The organism is Jutongia sp., from assembly GCF_057878315.1.
On record NZ_DBLXSO010000055.1, the window covers coordinates 1 to 19,744 of the forward strand.

19 protein-coding genes are annotated in these 19,744 nt (G+C 45.3%); 16 read left to right on the top strand and 3 right to left on the bottom strand.

The window, feature by feature from the left end; genetic code table 11:
- The 8 genes from ACZLMD_RS11260 to ACZLMD_RS11295 form a co-directional block, all read left to right on the top strand.
- Positions 1-2,583 (top strand): leucine-rich repeat domain-containing protein (locus ACZLMD_RS11260; RefSeq protein WP_489495710.1); only part of this gene is annotated, 2,583 nt, incomplete at its 5' end.
- Positions 2,584-2,793: 210 nt separating this feature from the next.
- Positions 2,794-4,164, top strand: a complete 1,371-nt coding sequence (locus tag ACZLMD_RS11265) for a TrpB-like pyridoxal phosphate-dependent enzyme (protein ID WP_118559079.1) — start codon at positions 2,794-2,796, stop codon at positions 4,162-4,164.
- Between the two features lie 153 nt (positions 4,165-4,317).
- Positions 4,318-4,509, top strand: coding sequence for a hypothetical protein (locus ACZLMD_RS11270; protein ID WP_022305495.1), 192 nt, complete (start codon positions 4,318-4,320; stop codon positions 4,507-4,509).
- Between the two features lie 282 nt (positions 4,510-4,791).
- Positions 4,792-5,355: a tetratricopeptide repeat protein gene (locus ACZLMD_RS11275; RefSeq protein ID WP_158577092.1), complete on the top strand. Its 564-nt coding sequence runs from the start codon at positions 4,792-4,794 to the stop codon at positions 5,353-5,355.
- Positions 5,356-5,369: 14 nt separating this feature from the next.
- The gene (locus ACZLMD_RS11280; RefSeq protein ID WP_482521837.1) at positions 5,370-6,629 is read left to right on the top strand and encodes a hypothetical protein; all 1,260 of its coding nucleotides are present in this window, start codon (positions 5,370-5,372) and stop codon (positions 6,627-6,629) included.
- Positions 6,630-6,680: 51 nt separating this feature from the next.
- Positions 6,681-7,400, top strand: coding sequence for a vWA domain-containing protein (locus tag ACZLMD_RS11285; protein WP_022305493.1), 720 nt, complete (start codon positions 6,681-6,683; stop codon positions 7,398-7,400).
- Between the two features lie 34 nt (positions 7,401-7,434).
- The gene (locus tag ACZLMD_RS11290; RefSeq protein ID WP_158577093.1) at positions 7,435-8,553 is read left to right on the top strand and encodes a protein phosphatase 2C domain-containing protein; all 1,119 of its coding nucleotides are present in this window, start codon (positions 7,435-7,437) and stop codon (positions 8,551-8,553) included.
- Between the two features lie 181 nt (positions 8,554-8,734).
- The gene (locus ACZLMD_RS11295) at positions 8,735-9,541 is read left to right on the top strand and encodes a DUF4866 domain-containing protein (protein ID WP_489495711.1); all 807 of its coding nucleotides are present in this window, start codon (positions 8,735-8,737) and stop codon (positions 9,539-9,541) included.
- Here the strand turns inward: ACZLMD_RS11295 and ACZLMD_RS11300 are convergent.
- Positions 9,536-10,423 carry a LysR family transcriptional regulator gene (locus tag ACZLMD_RS11300; RefSeq protein WP_482521839.1) on the bottom strand — a complete coding sequence of 296 codons (888 nt, stop codon included), beginning with the start codon at positions 10,421-10,423 and terminating at the stop codon, positions 9,536-9,538. The genes ACZLMD_RS11295 and ACZLMD_RS11300 overlap by 6 nt on opposite strands.
- 147 nt (positions 10,424-10,570) lie before the next feature.
- Here ACZLMD_RS11300 and ACZLMD_RS11305 point away from each other — a divergent pair, with 147 nt between their 5' ends.
- Positions 10,571-11,872 (top strand): adenylosuccinate synthase, encoded by a 1,302-nt coding sequence (locus ACZLMD_RS11305; RefSeq protein WP_489495712.1) that lies wholly within the window; start codon positions 10,571-10,573, stop codon positions 11,870-11,872.
- Between the two features lie 66 nt (positions 11,873-11,938).
- Here ACZLMD_RS11305 and ACZLMD_RS11310 read toward each other — a convergent pair whose 3' ends face one another.
- On the bottom strand, positions 11,939-13,267 hold the full coding sequence (locus ACZLMD_RS11310) for a threonine/serine exporter family protein (RefSeq protein WP_482522861.1): 1,329 nt from the start codon (positions 13,265-13,267) through the stop codon (positions 11,939-11,941).
- Between the two features lie 144 nt (positions 13,268-13,411).
- Between ACZLMD_RS11310 and ACZLMD_RS11315 the strand changes: the two genes are divergently transcribed.
- The 4 genes from ACZLMD_RS11315 to feoB all read left to right on the top strand — a co-directional run bounded on the left by ACZLMD_RS11315 (position 13,412) and on the right by feoB (position 18,147).
- Positions 13,412-13,795, top strand: coding sequence for a Fur family transcriptional regulator (locus ACZLMD_RS11315; protein WP_118559085.1), 384 nt, complete (start codon positions 13,412-13,414; stop codon positions 13,793-13,795).
- Between the two features lie 245 nt (positions 13,796-14,040).
- Positions 14,041-14,583 carry a rubredoxin-like domain-containing protein gene (locus tag ACZLMD_RS11320; protein ID WP_022305486.1) on the top strand — a complete coding sequence of 181 codons (543 nt, stop codon included), beginning with the start codon at positions 14,041-14,043 and terminating at the stop codon, positions 14,581-14,583.
- Positions 14,584-14,964: 381 nt separating this feature from the next.
- Positions 14,965-15,561 carry a 50S ribosomal protein L25 gene (locus ACZLMD_RS11325; protein WP_489495713.1) on the top strand — a complete coding sequence of 199 codons (597 nt, stop codon included), beginning with the start codon at positions 14,965-14,967 and terminating at the stop codon, positions 15,559-15,561.
- A gap of 255 nt (positions 15,562-15,816) precedes the next feature.
- A complete protein-coding gene (gene feoB, locus ACZLMD_RS11330; RefSeq protein ID WP_489495714.1) occupies positions 15,817-18,147 on the top strand; it encodes a ferrous iron transport protein B in 2,331 nt (776 codons plus the stop codon).
- Here feoB and ACZLMD_RS11335 read toward each other — a convergent pair.
- Positions 18,139-18,657 carry a DUF4143 domain-containing protein gene (locus ACZLMD_RS11335; protein WP_489495715.1) on the bottom strand — a complete coding sequence of 173 codons (519 nt, stop codon included), beginning with the start codon at positions 18,655-18,657 and terminating at the stop codon, positions 18,139-18,141. The genes feoB and ACZLMD_RS11335 overlap by 9 nt on opposite strands.
- Positions 18,658-18,849: 192 nt before the next feature.
- Between ACZLMD_RS11335 and ACZLMD_RS11340 the strand changes: the two genes are divergently transcribed.
- The 3 genes from ACZLMD_RS11340 to ACZLMD_RS11350 form a co-directional block, all read left to right on the top strand.
- Positions 18,850-19,074, top strand: a complete 225-nt coding sequence (locus ACZLMD_RS11340; protein WP_118559088.1) for a hypothetical protein — start codon at positions 18,850-18,852, stop codon at positions 19,072-19,074.
- On the top strand, positions 19,055-19,366 hold the full coding sequence (locus ACZLMD_RS11345; RefSeq protein ID WP_118559089.1) for a YbjQ family protein: 312 nt from the start codon (positions 19,055-19,057) through the stop codon (positions 19,364-19,366). Before ACZLMD_RS11340 ends, ACZLMD_RS11345 begins: the two co-directional genes overlap by 20 nt.
- A gap of 179 nt (positions 19,367-19,545) precedes the next feature.
- Positions 19,546-19,744 (top strand): SatD family protein (locus ACZLMD_RS11350; protein WP_489495716.1); only part of this gene is annotated, 199 nt, incomplete at its 3' end.

Sequence of the window (19,744 nt, forward strand, 5' to 3'; positions counted from 1 at the left end):
TTTAAGAAGTGCGAAAATATAGAAAAGATCACATATACCAAGGGAAAAACCGGAATAATGCCGGATATAAAAAGTAATGTGGTAGGGGTATATGCATCGCGTTATACAGCGGAATACTATGCAGGAAATAAGCTGACTACGGTAAAGTTTGAAGAGGGAGTAAAAAATATTGGAGCCAGAGCATATTATGAGTATGCAGGAAGTGGAGGAAAAGGATTAAAAAATATTGAGCTGGCATCTACAGTAAAGAAAATAGGGGATTATGCTTTTTGTAATAACAAAGCAATAACGGACTTTGATTTTAGCAATATAGAAGAACTGGGAGAACGTAGTTTTTCTGGTTGCAGTGGTTTGTCAGATCTGACAATTCCTGCAGGGCTGAAAGAGATACCGGCGTCCTGCTTTGATGGATGTACAGGTTTAAGTAGTCTGAAGATACCGGAGACAATAGAAAAAGTATGCAAAAATGCATTTTCAGACTGTACTGGGATTAAAGAATTGACAATGCCGGTGGATCTGGATTATGTAAATACATATTCGTTAGGCTCGTATACTGATTGTGCAAGCTTTAAGAAGTGCGAAAATATAGAAAAGATCACATATACCAAAGGAAAAACCGGAATAATGCCGGATATAAGAAGTGGAAGTGCATCGTATTATACAGCAGAATACTATGCAGGAAAGAATCTGACAACGGTAGAATTTCAATCTGGAATTGAGTATATTGGGGCTGGATCTTTCGATCAAGCCAGTGCCTTAAAAAATATCGTATTACCATGTACGGTAAGTGCTATCAGCAGCAAGACGTTTTGTGCAATTAACAAGTCAGAAGCAGTCATTTACGGAACCAAGGACACTTATGCGGAATCATATGCTAAAGAGCAAAAGATACCATTTAGAGGTTGGAATGATCCGATTATAACTCCTGAAGAACCGGTTGCAGCGCCTGAAGAGCAGGTGCAGTTGGTGGGTATTGCTTACACAGGAGTAGACGAATATGTGAATATAAGTGATTGGTCTGTAAAAGGATGTGAAAGTAAAGATACACATATTGACGAAAATGGATTATTGACGGTGGGAAAAGATGAACCTAAGGGAGAAATTGTTGTAGCAGCATGTTATGGTAACTATACCGAAACGGTTAAAGTAAGGATAGTTAATCCGACGTATACTGTTCATTTTGTAGGAGACATAACTCTTGATGTAAAAACGGATGAGAATTGTAATGTATATTGCCCAAAGGAATATGAAGAAAAGGGTTATGAGTATCAATATTATCTGGGAAAGGATACAGATAGTGAACAGCTAGAGGAAAAGGATTGGCCGTTGACGGTAGCACAGGATACAGAAATTTATGTAAAGAAGATGTTGAAAGAACCTTCGATTGATAAGATCAATCCTACAGAAAAGAAAATGGACTTTATATACGATGGAGAAAAACGAGAGATATTTATATCTGCATCTCATGAAATAGGAGAAAAAGGGGTGTTATCTTATCAGTGGTATTATGATGATATGCAGAATGGCGATTTTGAGAAGATCCATTTAGCAACAGGGGCGTCAATATCTGTTAAAGATGTGAAAGATAGTGGAGTATATAAGTGTCGTGTAACTTTATGCGATGGAAAGGATACCACATGGGTGGACAGTAAAATGGTTCGCGTAAATATTACGCAGAGATTAGTTCCTATACCAATTTTGCAGGATTCTCAGAAAAATCTGTATTATACAGGGGTTGAACAGAAACTGTTATTTGAGGAATTGGAAACGGATTGGGTAAATATAATAGAGGCTGCGGCAACGTTACCGGGAAATTATGTTGCGTCTGTTGGGCTGAAAGATGCGGAAAATTGCATTTGGGCAGACGGTACAAAAGAAGCAAAAGAATATCTGTGGAAGATCATTGAAAAAGAAACAACGCCAAAGCCACTTGAAAGTCCAACGGTGACTAATGCACCAACATATGAGCCGGGAAATACGGCAAGTCCAAGTGGTGCACCGGATGAAAAGCCGAGTAAAACACCGGAAATAAAGCCAAGCGAGGCACCAACGAAAAGTCCGGCGGCAACTGATGCACCAACATATGAGCCGGGAAATACGGCAAGTCCAAGTGGTGCTCCGGGTGAGAAGCCGAGTAAAACACCGGAAATAAAGCCAAGCGAGGTACCAATGGATGTTCCGGAAACAAAGCCGACTATAACTCCGGACAAAATTACAACTGGATCACCGGATTCCGATTTTATTTCTCAGCCAGAAGATATGACTGGAGATTCCAAGGAAGAGACTCTCTTATTGGAGAAAAAGGTGAATGTGAAAAAGCTTCAGAATAAGAAAAAAAATAAGCTATACATTTCGTGGGGGAAAGCTAATTTGTCTCAAAAAGCTTTTTACCAAGTGCAAATTAGCACAAAAAGAAATTTCAAAGGAGCAAAGAATATTTACACTACAAAATCAACTTATTGCTATAAGGGAGCGAAAAAAGGGAAAAAATATTATGTAAGGGTAAGGCTTGGTGTAACAAGAGATGGTAAGAAAATATATGGGAAATGGGGCAAGATAAAAAAGAAGAAAATTAAAAAATAGTTTGAATCAAATGATCTGGGTGCTGAAGTAAGATGGGCTCTACTTGTTGGAGCCTTTCTCAGGCACACCTGTGCATCTGCAAAAAATCCGCCGCAGGCGCGGTATTTTCATTGACGCTGTTTGTGAAATGGAGTAAAATATTTAAGGATATTTAAGCGAAATGCAACAGAAAATATAAACCAACAAACCAACACAGGAGGAGTAAACATCATGATGAGTCAGGAAATCCCTTACAAAATTTACCTGAGTGAGGAGGAAATGCCGAAGCAGTGGTATAACGTTCGTGCGGACATGAAAAATAAGCCGGCACCGCTTTTAAATCCGGCAACCCATGAGCCAATGACACTGGCAGAGCTGGAGCATGTATTCTGTACAGAGCTTGCTAAGCAGGAGCTTGACGATACGACACCATATTTCGATATTCCGGATGAGATCCTTGGATTCTACCGCATGTATCGTCCGTCACCGCTGGTGCGTGCATACTGCCTGGAGAAGAAGCTCGATACACCGGCAAAGATTTATTACAAATTTGAGGGTAATAACACAAGCGGCAGCCATAAGTTAAACTCTGCCATTGCGCAGGCATATTATGCAAAGCAGCAGGGCTTAAAGGGTGTTACCACAGAGACCGGAGCCGGTCAGTGGGGAACTGCACTTTCTATGGCATGCTCTTATTTTGATCTGGATTGTAAGGTATATATGGTAAAATGCTCTTACGAGCAGAAGCCGTTCCGTCGTGAGGTAATGCGTACCTACGGTGCAAGCGTGACACCGTCTCCTTCTATGGATACAGAGGTTGGCCGCAAGATCCTTGCAGAGCATCCGGGAACAACAGGAAGTCTTGGATGTGCAATTTCTGAGGCGGTTGAAGTAGCAACTAATACAGAGGGTTACCGTTATGTTCTGGGAAGCGTGCTTTCCCAGGTACTTCTCCATCAGACAGTGATCGGTCTGGAGACAAAGGCTGCCCTTGACAAATACGACATTACTCCGGACATCATTATCGGATGCGCCGGTGGCGGATCAAACCTCGGTGGTCTTGTATCTCCGTTTATCGGCGAGATGCTCCGCGGCGAGAAGAAGTATCAGGTGATCGCTGTCGAGCCTGCATCCTGCCCGAGTCTGACAAGAGGTAAGTATGCATATGACTTCTGTGATACCGGAAAGGTTTGTCCTCTTGCAAAGATGTATACACTTGGAAGCGGATTTATTCCTTCACCAAACCATGCCGGTGGTCTTCGTTATCATGGTATGAGTTCCGTTCTTTCACAGCTTTATGCAGATGGTCTTATGGAGGCGCGTTCTGTTGAGCAGACATCCGTATTTAAGGCAGCAGAGCAGTTTGCAAGAGTTGAGGGTATTCTTCCTGCACCGGAGAGCAGCCATGCGATCAAGGTTGCGATCGATGAGGCAATGAAGTGCAAGGAGACCGGCGAGGAGAAGACGATCGTATTTGGCCTGACCGGTACCGGATATTTCGATATGTACGCATACGAGAGCTTCCATGATGGCACGATGAAGGATTATATCCCTACGGATGAGGATCTTGAGCCTGGTTTTGCAAGTCTTCCGAAAATGTAATGAATAAATGATGTGGCTTCAGACATCATTCAAAAAATGTTGATCACAAGTCCCTGCAGACGGTGTTGTCTGTGGGGATTTTGATGATTTTTCAAGCATTTTCCAGTCATATCTTCCAATCAATCTCCGCAAAATAAATGTGGGGGTGATAAAATGCTTTTGGATGTGGCAAGTGGCGGATTTGCACTTAGTCTTGCGCTGACAAATCGCACAGATCTTGTGTCGGAGGACATGAATCCGGAGGAACGCCGTGAGGCGTTGGAGAAGATCCGTAGCAGGCAGCTGGAGCAGGAGGTAGGTATTCTTGTCAATCAGATCGGAAAGATGGATCAGCCGCCGGGCTAAAGGGTTGCATGACTTTTAAACTGTAAGAATGGGTAAAACGAAAGGGCTTCTTTTCGTCAGTGGAAATTACTGTCGGAAGGAGGCTTTTTTCCGTTTCTCAAAAACATGGGTGAAAACGTTTCAAAGAGAACAGGAAACTCCGGATTTTGATGCAGAAGAAAACGGCTCAAAACGGGTAGAATCATTGACTTTTGGCGTGTAATATGATAGATTTAATTTATGTTATTGGGTCTTTTGGAGAGTTAAATTATGCAGACATAATCTGCAGAAATGGAGATGGGCATGGACTATACAAAATTAACGAATCAGGATCTGGAACAGTTGATCGAGCAGAAGGATATGGAAGCAACCTGCGAGATGGCGGACAGATGCTTGAATGGTACATATGGGGTAGAACAGAATTTAAACCGGGCATATCAGCTTTATCACAGAGCGGAGAGCAAGGGAAGCAGGCGTGCATATGTCGGTTTGGCATATATGTATGAGAATGGCATTCTATTTGGGCAGAACATTGAACTTGCCAAGAAGTATTATGAGATGGCGGGCGTTCAAAAGACGGAGTTTGCCGAGGTGCAGGAACGGAAAAAGCACTATGTGGAGATGGAATCCGGACCAAGAGAGCCGGTTCGGGTTGGCGTGGATGGACGGATCATTAACCAGATCATCAATGAGGCAGTTGGCGCGAATGATGTGGTGGAGGATGAGTCCAGACAGCATATGATGGAGATGGCTGTGAGCCGTGCACAGGAGGCGGCAGAAGCAGCGCGTATGGCAGCGGTTAAGGCACAGGAGGCAGCCGCAGCAGCAGACAAGGCAGCAGAGTATGCCAAAAAAGCCTGTCTGTAGACATGGAGGACTAAATGAAAAAGTATCGGGGAGCATCGGGAAAAATATATACCATCAATCCGGAGCCGATCGCAAAGGGTGGAGAGGGAACGATATGTGCCGTAGAAGGTGCTGATGATATCGTTGCCAAGGTATATAAACAGGAAAAAAGAACAAAGCGGCGTTTGGAAAAGCTTTCTCTGATGATTCGCTATCAATTGACTGATATTCAGCGTAAGCAGGTCACATGGCCGCTGGACGTTATCTATGAAGAGTCAGGATTTGCGGGTTATATCATGCCGAGACTCCACAGTGCGGAGGATTTTACGGTCGTATGTGGTGCCGGAATTGAGGAGATTAATCTGGAGGACCGTTTATTTATCGGATACAATATCTGTGCCGCTGTAGATACCGTACATAGCTTTGGTCAGGTCTGTGGAGATCTGAACCCTCAGAATATCTGTGTCAATCTGGATACATCAGATCCGGCAGAGGCACTTATGGTAACGCTGGTGGATACAGATTCGTATCATATTGTGAACGGACAGATGATGTACCGCTGCGAGGTTGGTCAGGCGAATTATATTCCGCCGGAGCTTCAGAAACGTTTATACGGAGGACAGAGTTTGTCATCTATGCCACTTCCGACATACAGCAAGGAGACAGACCGTTTTGCACTGGCAGTCAATCTGTTCTCTCTGTTTATGAACGGATGTCATCCGTTTGCGTGTGCGATCGATCCGGAAGAGGCAGATACGATAGACGAATCATTGGATATTCCACAGCCATCGGACAATATCCGCAAGGGATTTTCTCCGTTTTTCTACAAGAAAAAGGGAATTACATATCCGACATATGCGCCGGACTTTACATTCCTGCCGGAGAGTTTTCAGAGATTGTTCTACCGGACATTTGTGGATGGTTACAAGGATCCTACCGTGCGTGCCAGCGCCAGTGAGTGGATGCAGGTCATCATGGAGGTTTTACAGAATAAGGATTATATTAAGTGTCCGAACGGTCATATCTTTTTCATTAATAAGAAGGTGGAATGCCCGTACTGCGAGATGATACGAAAGCATCAGGAGAGACAGCGCAAGGCGCAGGCAGAGGCAGCAGCCGAGGCGAGACGGATCGCAGCAAGCCAGCCGATCCATCCGAAGGAGCATATGGCAGAGAATTATATGGATACAAGACCAAAGGAGCCATCCTTTATTGAGTCACATCTGGTATTCATTGTATACGGAGTTATTATATTGTTTATTGTTCTGTTTGTTGTATGGTATTTCAACAGCTAATAGAATGTAATATACAGGGGTTATAATGAAAAGGAATCAGGAGGAAGGAAAATGAGCGAACAGATCACGAAGGAGCAATTGTTTGGGGGAATTGCAGCACCGAGCGAACCACATATGGCATGTGTACTTCTGCTGGATATTTCCAGCTCCATGAAGGGTGCACCGATTCAGAGTCTGAATGAGGCAATTGCAAAATTTAAACAGCAGGTATGCCAGGATCCACTTGCCAGAAAGCGTGTGGAGGTGGCAATCGTAACATTCGAGACACATGTGGAGATCGTCAGTGATTTTATGCCGATTGATCAGATGCCAACGATCACATTGGAGCCGGGCGGACAGACGCATATGGCAGAGGCGATCCAGGTAGCGATCGATCTTGTTAAGAAGCGTACCCGTGAGTATCAGGGTGTCGGAGTTCCTTGCTTTAAGCCATGGATATTTATGATCACAGACGGTGTTTCCATGTCAACAAAGGAGGCAATGCAGGAGGCTGCAGCCCGCATTCACGAAGAGGAGTCCAAGGGGAGTAACGGACGCCTTAAGTTCTGGGCACTTGGTGTGGATGATTATGATAAGGAAGAGCTGTTCCAGCTGACAGATCGTGTTATTGAGCTGAAGCAGCATGAATTTACCGGTATTTTTGACTGGCTGGTGGACAGCATGAGTGCTATTTCCAAGAGTCAGGTAGGAGACAGGATAGAGCTGGATAATCTGCCAGAGGGTGCTGGTATGGCAGCGGATATCGAAGAGAGGGACGTTAGCGAATGGTAGAATCCCATCTTTGATGGGTGAAGGGGCGTATGACATGTTAAGCTATGGATTTTCTATCAAAGGAAAAGCACATATTAAAACAGGTGTTGTATGTCAGGATGCCAATATGCATGGGGAGATTGCTCCCGGACTGTATATCGGTGTTGCTGCAGATGGGGTTGGCAGTGCACGTCATTCAGATATTGCTTCCGGGCTGGCAACGGAAAAGCTGGTAAAATATTTGGAGAATCATATTCAAAGTGATTATTCGGTGGAAGAGAAGATGGCATGTCTCAAGGCGGGATACCGCTATGCGGAGAAGGCGATCGAGGAGTATGTCAAAGACTGTGATGATATGCTGAATGAATATGATACCACTCTTCATGTGGTACTCTACGATGGCAGAACGGTGATCTATGGTCATGCCGGAGATGGAGGAATTTTGGTTCGGACAATGTCCGGAGAGACAAAGGTAGTCACGTTTCCACAGAAGGGCTCGGACGGTGTGTCGGTCATGCCGCTGCGGGCGGGTGAGAAGTCGTGGAAATTTGGATGCTTTCCGGAGAGAGTGGCAGCAGTTATGCTGGTGACCGATGGTATGCTGGAACGAGTTGTTCTTCCGCATTTGTTGAATCTTCCGACGACCAGAGAGGAGATTCAGAATCCTGACAGACGTAAGACGAATGTATACCTGAGTGCGACAGAATTTTTTATGAATCCGTACTGTGTATTGGGTAATAAGAATCTTCAGGATCCGATCGATCTGTATCATTACTATATCAATGGGGAGTTTCTTGATCCGGAGCAGGACTGGAAGCTGTATTTGGATTGCATGCACCGGGGTTATGAAAGTCTGTATGATGCAGCGACAGCGGACAGGATCTGCGAAACGATGACGGCGAGTGTGCCGTTATGGAATATCGAGGACACGACAGACGACAAGACAGTCGTGTGTCTGATCAATGAGGATGCGAAGATTGATGTTCCGTCGCCGGAGTATTTTCATGAGCCGGACTGGGCGAAGCTGCGAAAGCATTATGAGCATTTACTTTATCCGGCAGGCTTTGGAGGAGAGCTGTCGGCGGACGAACAGCCGCAGGCGGAGGATCATGCCGGAGACGATGGCAAAAGCAGCAAGAAGGGCGGTTTTTTCAAATCTGTTTTTCGTAAATAAATTAAGACAATAGTATAAAGAGTAATGGAATCCCGGATGGTTATTGCTGTCCGGGATTTTTGCGACAGGAAGCGGCGTAAGCTATTGTATTTTGAAAAAATGCGAGTATAATATAAGCCGAAAAAGACAAATGATATCGGATCAGAGCATTTGCCACAAATAAAAAGAAAAGAGTGATATTATGTCTTCTATGCTTAAAAAGATTCCAAGAGAAACAGAGGTGGAGGAGGTGTTTGAGAAAATCCTCCGGTCACCGGAGGCATGCGAGCGGTTGGAGGAAACCTTTTATGACCGCTTTTCGGATGAGAATATCTCTCCGGATACGAGATCACAGCATTTTGCAAGAGCACTTTTTTCAGCATACGAGGAGCAGGATATCAGTGCACTTCTGCTGGAAATCTGCCAGAGAAGTATGTTTGATCTGCTGCGGGAGGCATATCTGATCCCGAAGCGTTTCCATGGAAAGGCAGGGGATAATCCGGTACTCCTGACCGATGCAGAGGGGAATAAGCTCGAGACATCTGCCCGCAGGATTTCCGCACATGAATGGAACAAATATCAGGAAATTCTGAAAAATCATACCTGTGCTCCGCGGTCAAAGATATATCTTGCAGATGGATATGATATTGTTCGCCGGTATACCAACAATCTGGAGATTGAAGAGGATTTTGTAAATCCGAAACGAGGCATATTGATCCTTTACGCACTTCCGGATACGGCGGCACTCGGAATGAGCGAGGCTCAGGCGTATGCAATCATATGGGATGCCTTTCAACAGATTCAAAAATGCGCACTTTCCGCAATGGTTTACTATGGACAGGAAACTGGCTTGAAGAATGAGCGCAAATACGATGAGATCGGTGTTCTCCTGCCGATCAGCCAGTTTGAGAAGAAAATACTGCACCATTTGACGGAAATAGACGGTATTGTTCTGGCAGGCAGGGAAGCACTGATGAGGAAAGCCGGCAAAGACAGTCTGGAGTTATGAGTGCAGGATCAGGTCTTTCAGCTTTCTGGCAGCGCTGTTTAGTGGCCGTTTGACATCAGAAACCATACAGACATGACGGCACGGGATGGTTTCCTGCAGATGGATCGGGATCACTTCGTGGTTTTGAATGGCAGGAATTGCCATGGATTCCGGAATGAATGCAAGCCCAAGATCGGATTTCACAAGAGGCAGAATCTGATCGGTTGTGGCGGCTTCTGTGTCTGGTTCCAGTTCCAGACCGTGTGACAGAAACAATTGATGATAAAAGGCAAAAGTCATCGTTTCCCTGCCCAGACAGATTAAAGGATAATTTTTCAGCTCTGCGAGTGTCAGAGTCTGACTGCTCAGTGCAGTGAATGTTTTGCCGCCGACAAGAACCTCCCGGAAGGATTCCAGTCTTATCTCCTTCAAGGGAGGTTTTGCTGTTGTAGGAGTGGTGACTATGGCAAAGTCGATCTCACCGTTTTTGACGGAATGAACTGCCTGGGGGGTGGAATGGTTATAAATCTTAAGCCGTATATTTGGATATGTCATATGGAAATGCTTCAGCCGCTCCAGCAGATAAATACTCAGTGCAGTCTCGCTGGCACCGATGGAAATGCTGCCATGCTCCAGACCGGTGCTATCCGTAAGCTCCTCCTCTGCAAGCTGTAATTGTGCCATGGCTGCAGAAACCCGGGTGTAAAGCCGTTCCCCTTCCGGGGTCAGGCGGACGCCACGGTTTGTACGGATGAAAAGCGTGCATCGAATCTCGCTTTCCAGACAATTCATGGCGCGGGTAATGTTAGGCTGGCTGTTGCCAAGTACATGTGCTGCTTTGGTGAGATTGCCGTATTTGGCAACGTAATAAAAAATCTTATAATACTCAAAATTGATGTTCATAGAAGTCTCCGTTTCTGATATATCAAATAATAATGTCAATCATATCAATAATAGCTTTTACATATTTCTATAAGGTCAGTATAATGAGTGACGAAGAAAAAAACAAGGCATTTTTATGCCGGGTGAAATAACTGAGGAGGGAAAATTATGCTAACAGCGGTAACAGGAATTAACTGGGGAGATGAAGGAAAAGGCAGGGTGATCGATCTTCTTGCCGGAGAGGCAGATGTGGTCGTGCGGTATCAGGGAGGCAACAATGCCGGACATACCGTTGTTGCTGATCAGGGCAAATTTATATTGAATCTGATCCCATCGGGAATCCTTCATGATGGTGTGATATGTGTTCTTGGCGATGGAATGGTTGTAGATCTGGAGCATCTGGAGGATGAGATTGCGAAGCTTCGTCAAAAGGGCGTGTCCGTTTCTCCGAAGAATTTGAAAATATCCCAAAGAGCGACGATCTCAATGCCGTGGCACAGAATACAGGATGAGTTGGAGGAGGATCGTCTGGCAAAAAGCGGGTCTGCGTTTGGGTCCACTCGAAGAGGAATTGCCTATGCGTACAGCGATAAGTACCGCAAAAAGACATTGCGGATGGGTGATCTGCTCCGGTTGAACGAAGAGGGCATGCAGGCGCGGCTTAAAATGATGTTGGATGCCAAAAATATGGAGCTTGCCGGATGTTATCATCAGGAACCGATGTCATTTCCGGCGTTGTTACAATGGTGTAATGAGCAGGCGGAGAAATTCGCAGGGTATATTTGCGATACGGGAGCGTTTCTGGAGGAAGCACTTCAAAAGGGCAAGAAGGTGATCCTGGAGGCGCAGCTGGGAGCTATGAGAGATATTGATTACGGAATATTCCCATATACCTCCAGTTCTTCCACGATCGCGGCGTATGCTCCGATCGGTGCAGGAATACCGGGCTACACAACTGATCATGTAGTCGGGGTGCTAAAGGCATATTCCACCTGCGTGGGTGCCGGCCCGTTTGTGGCAGAGAAAGCAATGACACAGTCCTGGCAGGAGATGCTTCGCAGGCTGGGCGGCGAGTATGGCGCGGCAACCGGAAGACCGAGAAGAGTCGGTCCAATCGATATACCGGCAAGCCGTTATGGACTGAAATGCCAGAATGCAGATAAGATTGCACTGACAAAGCTGGATGTGCTGAGTGCGTTTGCAGAAATTCCGGTCATCACAGGGTATCGTTGTGGCGACAAGGTGACGGATCAGTTTGATCCGGGTTGTGATCTGGAAAAACATGAGCCGGTAGTACAGACACTGCCGGGATGGCAGCAGAGCATATCAGGATGCCGCAGTTGGGAAGAACTTCCGGATCATGCAAAAGCGTATATTGCATTTCTGGAAAAGTCTTTGAACCATGAAATTTCATTTGTTTCTGTGGGAGCAAAGAGAGAGGAATATCTGTTAAAGGGAGAATGGATTTAGAGAACCTTTCGATAAAATAAAAAATATGCGGTGCCATGTCGTGCACGGCACCGCATTGAAAATATATCAAGTGCAATAGCGGAAGGATTTGTCTGTGATGATACGGGCAAATATCAGACCAAGTGGCAGAGCCAGAATGATGAGCATCGCAGATGCAAACCAGGATGCAGAGGTGGTCAGTGACATGATGCCGAGATTATATACTGCCTTGTAAAGATACAGACCGGGAACCATTATGACAATGGCGGGAACGGTAATGGAAATTCGCGGATAGCCAAGCTTATTTTTGAGCAGAGATGCTAAAATGCCGGCAGTCAGTGCACCGATAAAAGCAGCGGCAGCAGGAGGTATTGCGACGAAATCCACAAGTTCCAGCCGAAGCGTATTTGCTATGGCGCCAATAAAAGCAGCGGCGGCAGCAATAGAACAGGGACTGTTGAACATAATGGAAAAACCGAATACACCACCAAAGCTAGTGATCAGCCGGAGCAGTAAATGTGTTCCGGCTGATAGATGTAATGGAGGAAAATCCATCGGCTTCAAATGGAAGAGAAGCGCCATGATCCATGCGGTAACCGTTGCGACAAGGATGATGACGATCGCATAAGCAAGCCGTTCCAGACCGGAACGCATATCCAGCTTGGCAAGGTCGATGCCACTTGTAATAAATGGAAATCCGGGGATGATAAACAGCATGGAACAGATATAACCGGCCTCGTGCTGCAGAGAAACAGAGAAAAAGTGTTCCGCCAGATTTAATGCACCAACATAAACCAGACAGGCTGCGGCAACCGATGAGACAATGCATAAAAATAATGTAAAATGGTGCTTGGTCAATTTGCATCGCAGGAAATTACCGATTCCGGCTCCCAGGAAGGCGAGAATCATTTCGTTCAGATCGCCACCCAGAAGAAAGGTGAAGCAGCCACACGCCAGAGCGGCGGCAAAGCCGAGAGCAACCGGAGAGTAAAGTCCGTGGAGCTGCTCGATCTCGTCAAGCTGTGCATGAAGTTGTTCTCCGGACAAGTTCTCGCAGTTTTCTGGAAACTCATGGATAAAACGCTCCAGACGATTCAGCTTGGAAGTATTGACTCCTGTATTGGTCAGACACAGAGACTGCGAAAAACAGTGGTCTCCATCGAAACAGGTGTAGTCGATGGACATAAGACCGATATTGGCGGTGCAGGTGATGTTGAGCTGCTTGGCCAACGAATTCATTGAGCTTCGTACACGCCAGGCTCCGGTTCCGCAGGATAGCAGCATCAGACCGGTTCTTCCGATGATGGAGGCCTTTTCGGTCAGGCTGGCATTGCGTATTTTCACATCTTCCATCTGGCTTGCATAATCATGCCAGTATATTTCCATGTGGTTCTGGGGAAGTGTGTTGGTTGTCATTGAATCACATCCTTTTACATTGTGTTTTTATTAAGTATAAAACGATTCGATGAAAAGTCAAGAAATGGAAACTTCTATTGACATATTTAAAATAAATGGTAAAATAACAGTAACAATTACTGTTATTCATGAAAGGAGAATGAGATGGCTGCAATGCGATACAGTAAACAGCGGGAGGCGATCCGTACCTATCTTCTCTCGACGAAATCTCATCCGACAGCGGAAGCTGTGTATTATAATATCAAAAATGAATATCCGAAGATCAGTCTGGGTACCGTATATCGTAACCTGAATCTTTTGGTAGAGCAGGGACAGGCGCTTCGTCTGGATTGCGGAGACGGCGTGGATCATTTTGACGGAGATACAAGACCGCATTATCATTTTTCCTGTCAGAAATGTGGCTGTGTGATGGATCTGGAGATGGATCCGATCGACCATATTGATCAGATCGCGGGTGCGGGATTTGACGGAGAGATACAGGGACACCAGGTGCTCTTTTACGGCTTGTGTCCGAAGTGCAAGGCGTAGCTGCGGATGGGGAGAGTGCTATTGGTAAAGAGTAGCAGCGGGTCGGCGAGTATTCTTGGCGGAGCCGGTGGACGCAGGGGATGCGTTGTTGATTGAAAATGATCAAGAAGTTAGAAATTTTTTCAAAAAAGAGTTGACAAAGCGAATTAGATTTGCTATATTCTAAACAGAAACAGTAATTGTTACTGTTAAGGAGAAATTGGCAATCAAAAGTAAATATTATAAAAGAAAAGGAGATTACGATTATGGCAAAGTTTGTATGTTCTGTATGTGGTTATGTTTATGAAGGAGAGCAGCCTCCTGAGAAGTGTCCTCAGTGTGGAGTTCCTGCAGATAAGTTCATTAAGCAGGGAGATGACAAGACTTGGGCTGCTGAGCATGTTGTAGGTGTTGCACAGGGTGCACCGGAGGATATCATGGCTGATCTTCGCGCAAACTTTAACGGCGAGTGCTCAGAGGTTGGTATGTATCTGGCAATGGCTCGTGTTGCTCATCGCGAGGGTTATCCGGAGATCGGTCTTTACTGGGAGAAGGCTGCTTATGAAGAGGCAGAGCACGCTGCAAAGTTCGCAGAGCTGCTTGGTGAGGTTGTAACAGACAGCACGAAGAAGAATCTGGAGATGCGTGTAGAGGCTGAGCACGGTGCTACAGCCGGTAAGTTTGACCTTGCTAAGAGAGCAAAGGCACTTGATCTTGATGCAATCCATGATACCGTTCATGAGATGGCTAGAGATGAGGCTAGACATGGTAAAGCATTCGAGGGACTTCTTAAGAGATATTTCGGTTAATTGACAAACGCTTTGTATTCGAGGGACTTTTTAAGAGATACTTCGGATAATTTGAAAGCTTGTATATGATTCTGAGGGGATGATCCGTTTGTGGTCATCCTCTTTTAAATTTTTGCACAAAAATTGAATTGTATTTCAGAAAATATTGTCAAAAATGAAATTGGACAGATTGGCGGGAAGGTACTATAATAATTTATGGTGCATAAAACGAAAAACCGATTCGATTTGGACTTCTACTACACTGGAAACCCTGTGTGGCGGAGGTTTTTTTGTTTCAATGAGAATATTTCCGTTAACAGGAAAGGGGTTTACAGCAGTCCATTTTGAATTAAGCTTTGCTTTACGCATGTAACAATATCAGCGATAAAAGGAGGAATCATTATGATGACATTAAATGCTGAGAAAAGAGACATGAATGTAAAGGCGAAAAAGTTACGGAGAGAGGGATATGTCCCGGGAAGCTTGTGCGGAAGAGATCTGGAGGAATCTGTACCATTGAAGATATCCGAATTTGAGGCAGAGCGTTTCATGAGAAAGAACATGAAGGGCAGCAGAACGGTATTGCAGGTTGGAGAGCAGAAGTACAATGCAATCGTGAAGGATGTTGATTATAATCCTTTGATGAAGAGAATCATGTTTATTGATTTCCAGATGCTGGTTGCCGGTGAGAAGATTTCTACGACAGCACAGGTTGTATTGCTGCATGAGGAGCTGGCAAAGGGCTCCGTTGACGAGGAGATTTCCGAAATCCATTATAAAGCAGATCCGGCGGATATTGTGGAGAAGGTTTATATTGATTTCGAGAAGCTGGGAGATCAGAAGTGCGTCAAGGTAAAGGATATTAAGGAATTGATGAATGACAAGATCGAGCTGATCACTTCGGAGGATGCAACGATTGTTGATATTACAGAGGAATCTCAGTACGAGGAAGAAACTGAGGACGCCGAGGGAGAAGCGGAGGCAGTTGCTGCATCATAGTGTTGCAGTGTATAGATGTTTATGACTCACAAATGCCAACTCAATAAAACAAACGGGACTGCAGAATGCGTTTTTTGCCGGAGGTTTCGGCGGGGATGCGGGGTAGTCCCGTTTTGTTTGCATGCAGATCATCTGTTGTCTGCGGAATAAAAACGTAAAATGCGCCACGGAAAATGTTATGTTGACAGGGGAGCCTGTTTGGTATAGCGTATTATTGTTGATAAAAATTATCAGTAATCGAAGAGGGCAAAAGATATGACATTAAAGGAACTAGAGACAGGTAAGAGTGCTGTGATCTGTACAGTTGGAGGAAAGGGTGCGTTGCGACAGCACTTTCTGGACATGGGAATGATTCCCGGAGCAGAGGTGACGGTGGTAAAGCTTGCGCCAATGGGAGATCCGATGGAACTGCAGATTCACGGCTATGAACTGACACTTCGTCTGGCAGAGGCAGATCAGATCGAGATTGCGCCAATTAACCAGAGAACAAGAAGTCATGCCGGAAAAGAACGTCTGCAGCCGATCGCACATCCGGGGCTTGGTGAGGAGGGAAGGTATCATTCCAAAGAGGATGAGAATCCGTTGCCGGAGGGGACGATGCTTACCTATGCGTTGGTGGGAAATCAGAATTGTGGAAAGACAACATTGTTTAACCAACTCACCGGCTCGAACCAGCATGTCGGTAATTTTCCGGGTGTTACGGTGGATCGTAAGGATGGAGCGATCAAAGGACATGCAGAGACAGATATTACGGATCTTCCGGGCATTTATTCCATGTCGCCGTACAGCAGCGAGGAGATCGTATCAAGGAATTTTGTGCTGGATGAGAAGCCGCGGGCATTGATCAATATTGTTGATGCGACGAATATTGAGAGAAATCTTTATTTGACGATGCAGCTTCTGGAGATGGATATTCCGATGGTTGTTGCATTGAATATGATGGATGAGGTGACAGGCAATCAGGGAGCGATTGATGTGAACGGAATGGAGGCACTGCTCGGAGTGCCGGTAATTCCAATCTCTGCGGCGAAGAATGAGGGCGTGGACGAGCTTGTGCGTCATGCACTTCACATTGCAAAATATCAGGAAAAACCTCTGCGTCAGGACTTTTGCGATAAAAATGACCACGATGGAGCGGTTCATCGCTGTATCCATGCCGTTATCCATCTGATCGAGGATCATGCGGAATATGCACACATTCCGGTGCGTTTTGCGGCAACCAAGGCGATTGAAGGAGACCCTCTGATCCTTGGAAAGCTTGCGCTGGATCAGAATGAGACGGAGATGTTAGAGCATATTGTGCAGCAGATGGAGACAGAGCGGAAGCTGGATCGGAGTGCGGCGATTGCGGATATGCGCTTTGACTTTATCGAGCGTCTTTGTGAGCAGACAGTAGTGAAGCCGAAGGAGAGCAGAGAACGGATCCGGAGTGAGCGCATTGACCGTGTGCTGACTGGAAAGTACACGGCAATTCCCTGCTTTGTGGGGATTATGGTGCTTGTGTTTTATCTGACCTTTAATGTGATTGGGGCGTGGCTTCAGAATATTCTGCAGATGGGGATTGACGCAGTGTCCGATATTGTGGACAGAGGGCTGACGGCGATGCAGGTCAATGAAGCGGTGCATAGTCTGGTGATTGATGGAATTTTTACCGGTGTGGGAAGTGTTTTAAGTTTCCTGCCGATTATCGTGACACTGTTTTTCTTCCTGTCCATGATGGAAGATAGTGGATATATTGCCCGTGTAGCTTTTGTGATGGATAAAATGCTGCGTAAGATTGGTTTGTCAGGGCGGAGTATTGTGCCGATGCTGATTGGATTTGGCTGTACCGTACCTGCTGTGATGGCGACAAGAACGCTGACCAGTGAACGTGATCGTAAAATGACCATTCTCCTGACACCGTTTATGAGCTGCACGGCGAAACTGCCAATCTATTCGTTTTTTGTCAGCGTATTTTTCCCGGGACGCGGTGGACTTATCATGGCGGGTCTGTATTTGTTTGGTATTGTTACAGGAATATTGATCGCATTTCTGTATAAAGGAACACTTTTTCAGGGGGAGCCGGTGCCATTTGTGATGGAGCTTCCGAACTACCGGCTGCCCGGAGTCCGAAATGTGGCGCAGCTTTTGTGGGAGAAAGCCAAGGACTTTTTGCAGAAGGCATTCTCGGTGATTTTAGTTGCTACGGTTGTTGTATGGTTTTTGCAGAGCTTTGATCTGCGTCTGAACATGGTCAAGAATTCAGCGGACAGTATTCTGGCAGCGGTATCTTCGCTGCTTGTGCCGGTGTTTGCGCCGCTCGGTCTTGGAGACTGGCGGATATGCACAGCTCTGATCAGTGGATTTATGGCAAAGGAAAGCGTTGTATCTACTCTGGGCGTTCTTTTTGGCGACAGCATCGGTTCCGTGTTATCACCGGTTTCTGCGGCGTCGCTTTTGGTGTTCAGCCTGTTGTATACGCCGTGTGTGGCAGCAGTGGCATCCATCAGGCGGGAGCTTGGCGGCAAATGGGCAGTGGGCGTGGTGTTCTGGCAGTGCGCTGTAGCGTGGATCGCTGCGATGCTGGTGCGGCTGGTTTTATTGTAACAAAAACGGTATGAGGTAAAACGGTTTGAATAATAGGTTTTCTTCTTTGCTGACATCCTTTTGGGATAATAAATAAATGTTGCGCACATGCTTTGAATATTTTTTATAAAACTGTTTTATGGATTCGTGTTTTCCTGTACCCGAAGACTTAATTTCGAAAGCATTGATCTTACTTCCTTCCGAAATCAGAAAATCTACTTCATAATAGTGGGTACTGCCGTGTTTTTCCCAGGTATGATAATAAAGCTCTCTCCCGGCTGCAGCAATCATCTGGGCGGCAAGGTTTTCGTACAGGAACCCCAGATTTGCAGGGAGCTTGTCGGACAGCAGCCTGGCATATATATTATTTTCGGTCACCGGACGGTCAATAAACATGAGCGTGACAAATAATCCGGTATCAGAAAGATATAATTTATAGCTGTCAAAGTCTTTTGTGTCCGGCAGACTTGCTGCCGGATCCGTGGAATTATAGCAGGGTAAGATTGTTTTTGAGTCGCCGGGCTCCTTCAAGTAAAATAGCATATTTCCCGGAATACTGCTGCTTCCATTCTAAAAACTTCTGATAGGCTTTTCTTCAAGATTATTATATAGTAAAATGTACTTTTCTTCAAAACTTTTGGATTTTATTTACTATGAGAAAGGATTGGAGTTATGCGTAAATATATGCTACAATAGTCTCATCATGTCAAAGGAGAGGAATGTATGGACGCACATCAGAAAAAGAAGATAGCACCGATTGTTATTACTGTATTGATCGTTCTGTATTATCTGCTTTATTTCTGTCTGGTCATCAGCCTTGTGCCTGCAGTGCTTAAGGTGGTGCTGGCAGTGATCCCGGCGGCGTTAGGCGGAGCGATGATATATGTCTGTATGGAGAGAATCAAAGAAATCGATGGAGGAGAAGAAGATGATCTTAGTAAATACTGATTACATTACCGGAAAGGAACTGGAGATGCTGGGGCTGGTGAAGGGAAGCACAATTCAGTCCAAGAATGTTGGAAGAGATATTACACAGAGCCTGAAGACTCTGGTGGGCGGCGAGTTGAAAGCGTACAATGAGATGATGACGGAGGCACGGGCGCTTGCTACTAAGAGAATGGTGATGGAGGCGCAGAGCATGGATGCAGATGCCGTTGTGAATGTGCGCTATGCGTCCTCGGCAGTGATGCAGGGAGCCGCTGAGGTGATCGCGTATGGAACGGCAGTAAAGTTTAAGTAGACAAGGGGAAATTATGCGCCAGATAAAAATGATCCGATTTTATATGGGAAGAATAAAGCAATAAAAAAGAGTTGACTTGTTAAAAAGCAACGTATATACATTGCGAAAAGAAAAAGCAACGAAAAAGAGTTGCACAATTTTGGATCATAAGATAAAGTATATGGTATGAGGTGAATTACATGAAATATGCAGCGATAATGTTTGATGTAGTAGAGTCCCGGAAATATTATGATCGATATGATGTACAAAATGTATTAATGGGATGCGTGGATTATCTAAATACTATATATGAACAAGGAATCAAGAAAAAGGTAGTATCTAGTGCAGGGGATGAATTTCAAGGTTTGTTTTTAGATTTACAAGCCGCATTTTTATATA

Coding starts and splice junctions, on each gene's coding strand:
- ACZLMD_RS11310 (WP_482522861.1), bottom strand. CDS start 13,267: ATGACAACCAACACACTTCCCCAGAACCACATGGAAATATACTGGCAT.
- ACZLMD_RS11270 (WP_022305495.1), top strand. CDS start 4,318: ATGCTTTTGGATGTGGCAAGTGGCGGATTTGCACTTAGTCTTGCGCTG.
- ACZLMD_RS11285 (WP_022305493.1), top strand. CDS start 6,681: ATGAGCGAACAGATCACGAAGGAGCAATTGTTTGGGGGAATTGCAGCA.
- ACZLMD_RS11275 (WP_158577092.1), top strand. CDS start 4,792: ATGGACTATACAAAATTAACGAATCAGGATCTGGAACAGTTGATCGAG.
- ACZLMD_RS11300 (WP_482521839.1), bottom strand. CDS start 10,423: ATGAACATCAATTTTGAGTATTATAAGATTTTTTATTACGTTGCCAAA.
- ACZLMD_RS11325 (WP_489495713.1), top strand. CDS start 14,965: ATGATGACATTAAATGCTGAGAAAAGAGACATGAATGTAAAGGCGAAA.
- ACZLMD_RS11265 (WP_118559079.1), top strand. CDS start 2,794: ATGATGAGTCAGGAAATCCCTTACAAAATTTACCTGAGTGAGGAGGAA.
- ACZLMD_RS11305 (WP_489495712.1), top strand. CDS start 10,571: ATGCTAACAGCGGTAACAGGAATTAACTGGGGAGATGAAGGAAAAGGC.
- ACZLMD_RS11345 (WP_118559089.1), top strand. CDS start 19,055: ATGATCTTAGTAAATACTGATTACATTACCGGAAAGGAACTGGAGATG.
- ACZLMD_RS11295 (WP_489495711.1), top strand. CDS start 8,735: ATGTCTTCTATGCTTAAAAAGATTCCAAGAGAAACAGAGGTGGAGGAG.
- ACZLMD_RS11315 (WP_118559085.1), top strand. CDS start 13,412: ATGGCTGCAATGCGATACAGTAAACAGCGGGAGGCGATCCGTACCTAT.
- feoB (WP_489495714.1), top strand. CDS start 15,817: ATGACATTAAAGGAACTAGAGACAGGTAAGAGTGCTGTGATCTGTACA.
- ACZLMD_RS11340 (WP_118559088.1), top strand. CDS start 18,850: ATGGACGCACATCAGAAAAAGAAGATAGCACCGATTGTTATTACTGTA.
- ACZLMD_RS11290 (WP_158577093.1), top strand. CDS start 7,435: ATGTTAAGCTATGGATTTTCTATCAAAGGAAAAGCACATATTAAAACA.
- ACZLMD_RS11320 (WP_022305486.1), top strand. CDS start 14,041: ATGGCAAAGTTTGTATGTTCTGTATGTGGTTATGTTTATGAAGGAGAG.
- ACZLMD_RS11280 (WP_482521837.1), top strand. CDS start 5,370: ATGAAAAAGTATCGGGGAGCATCGGGAAAAATATATACCATCAATCCG.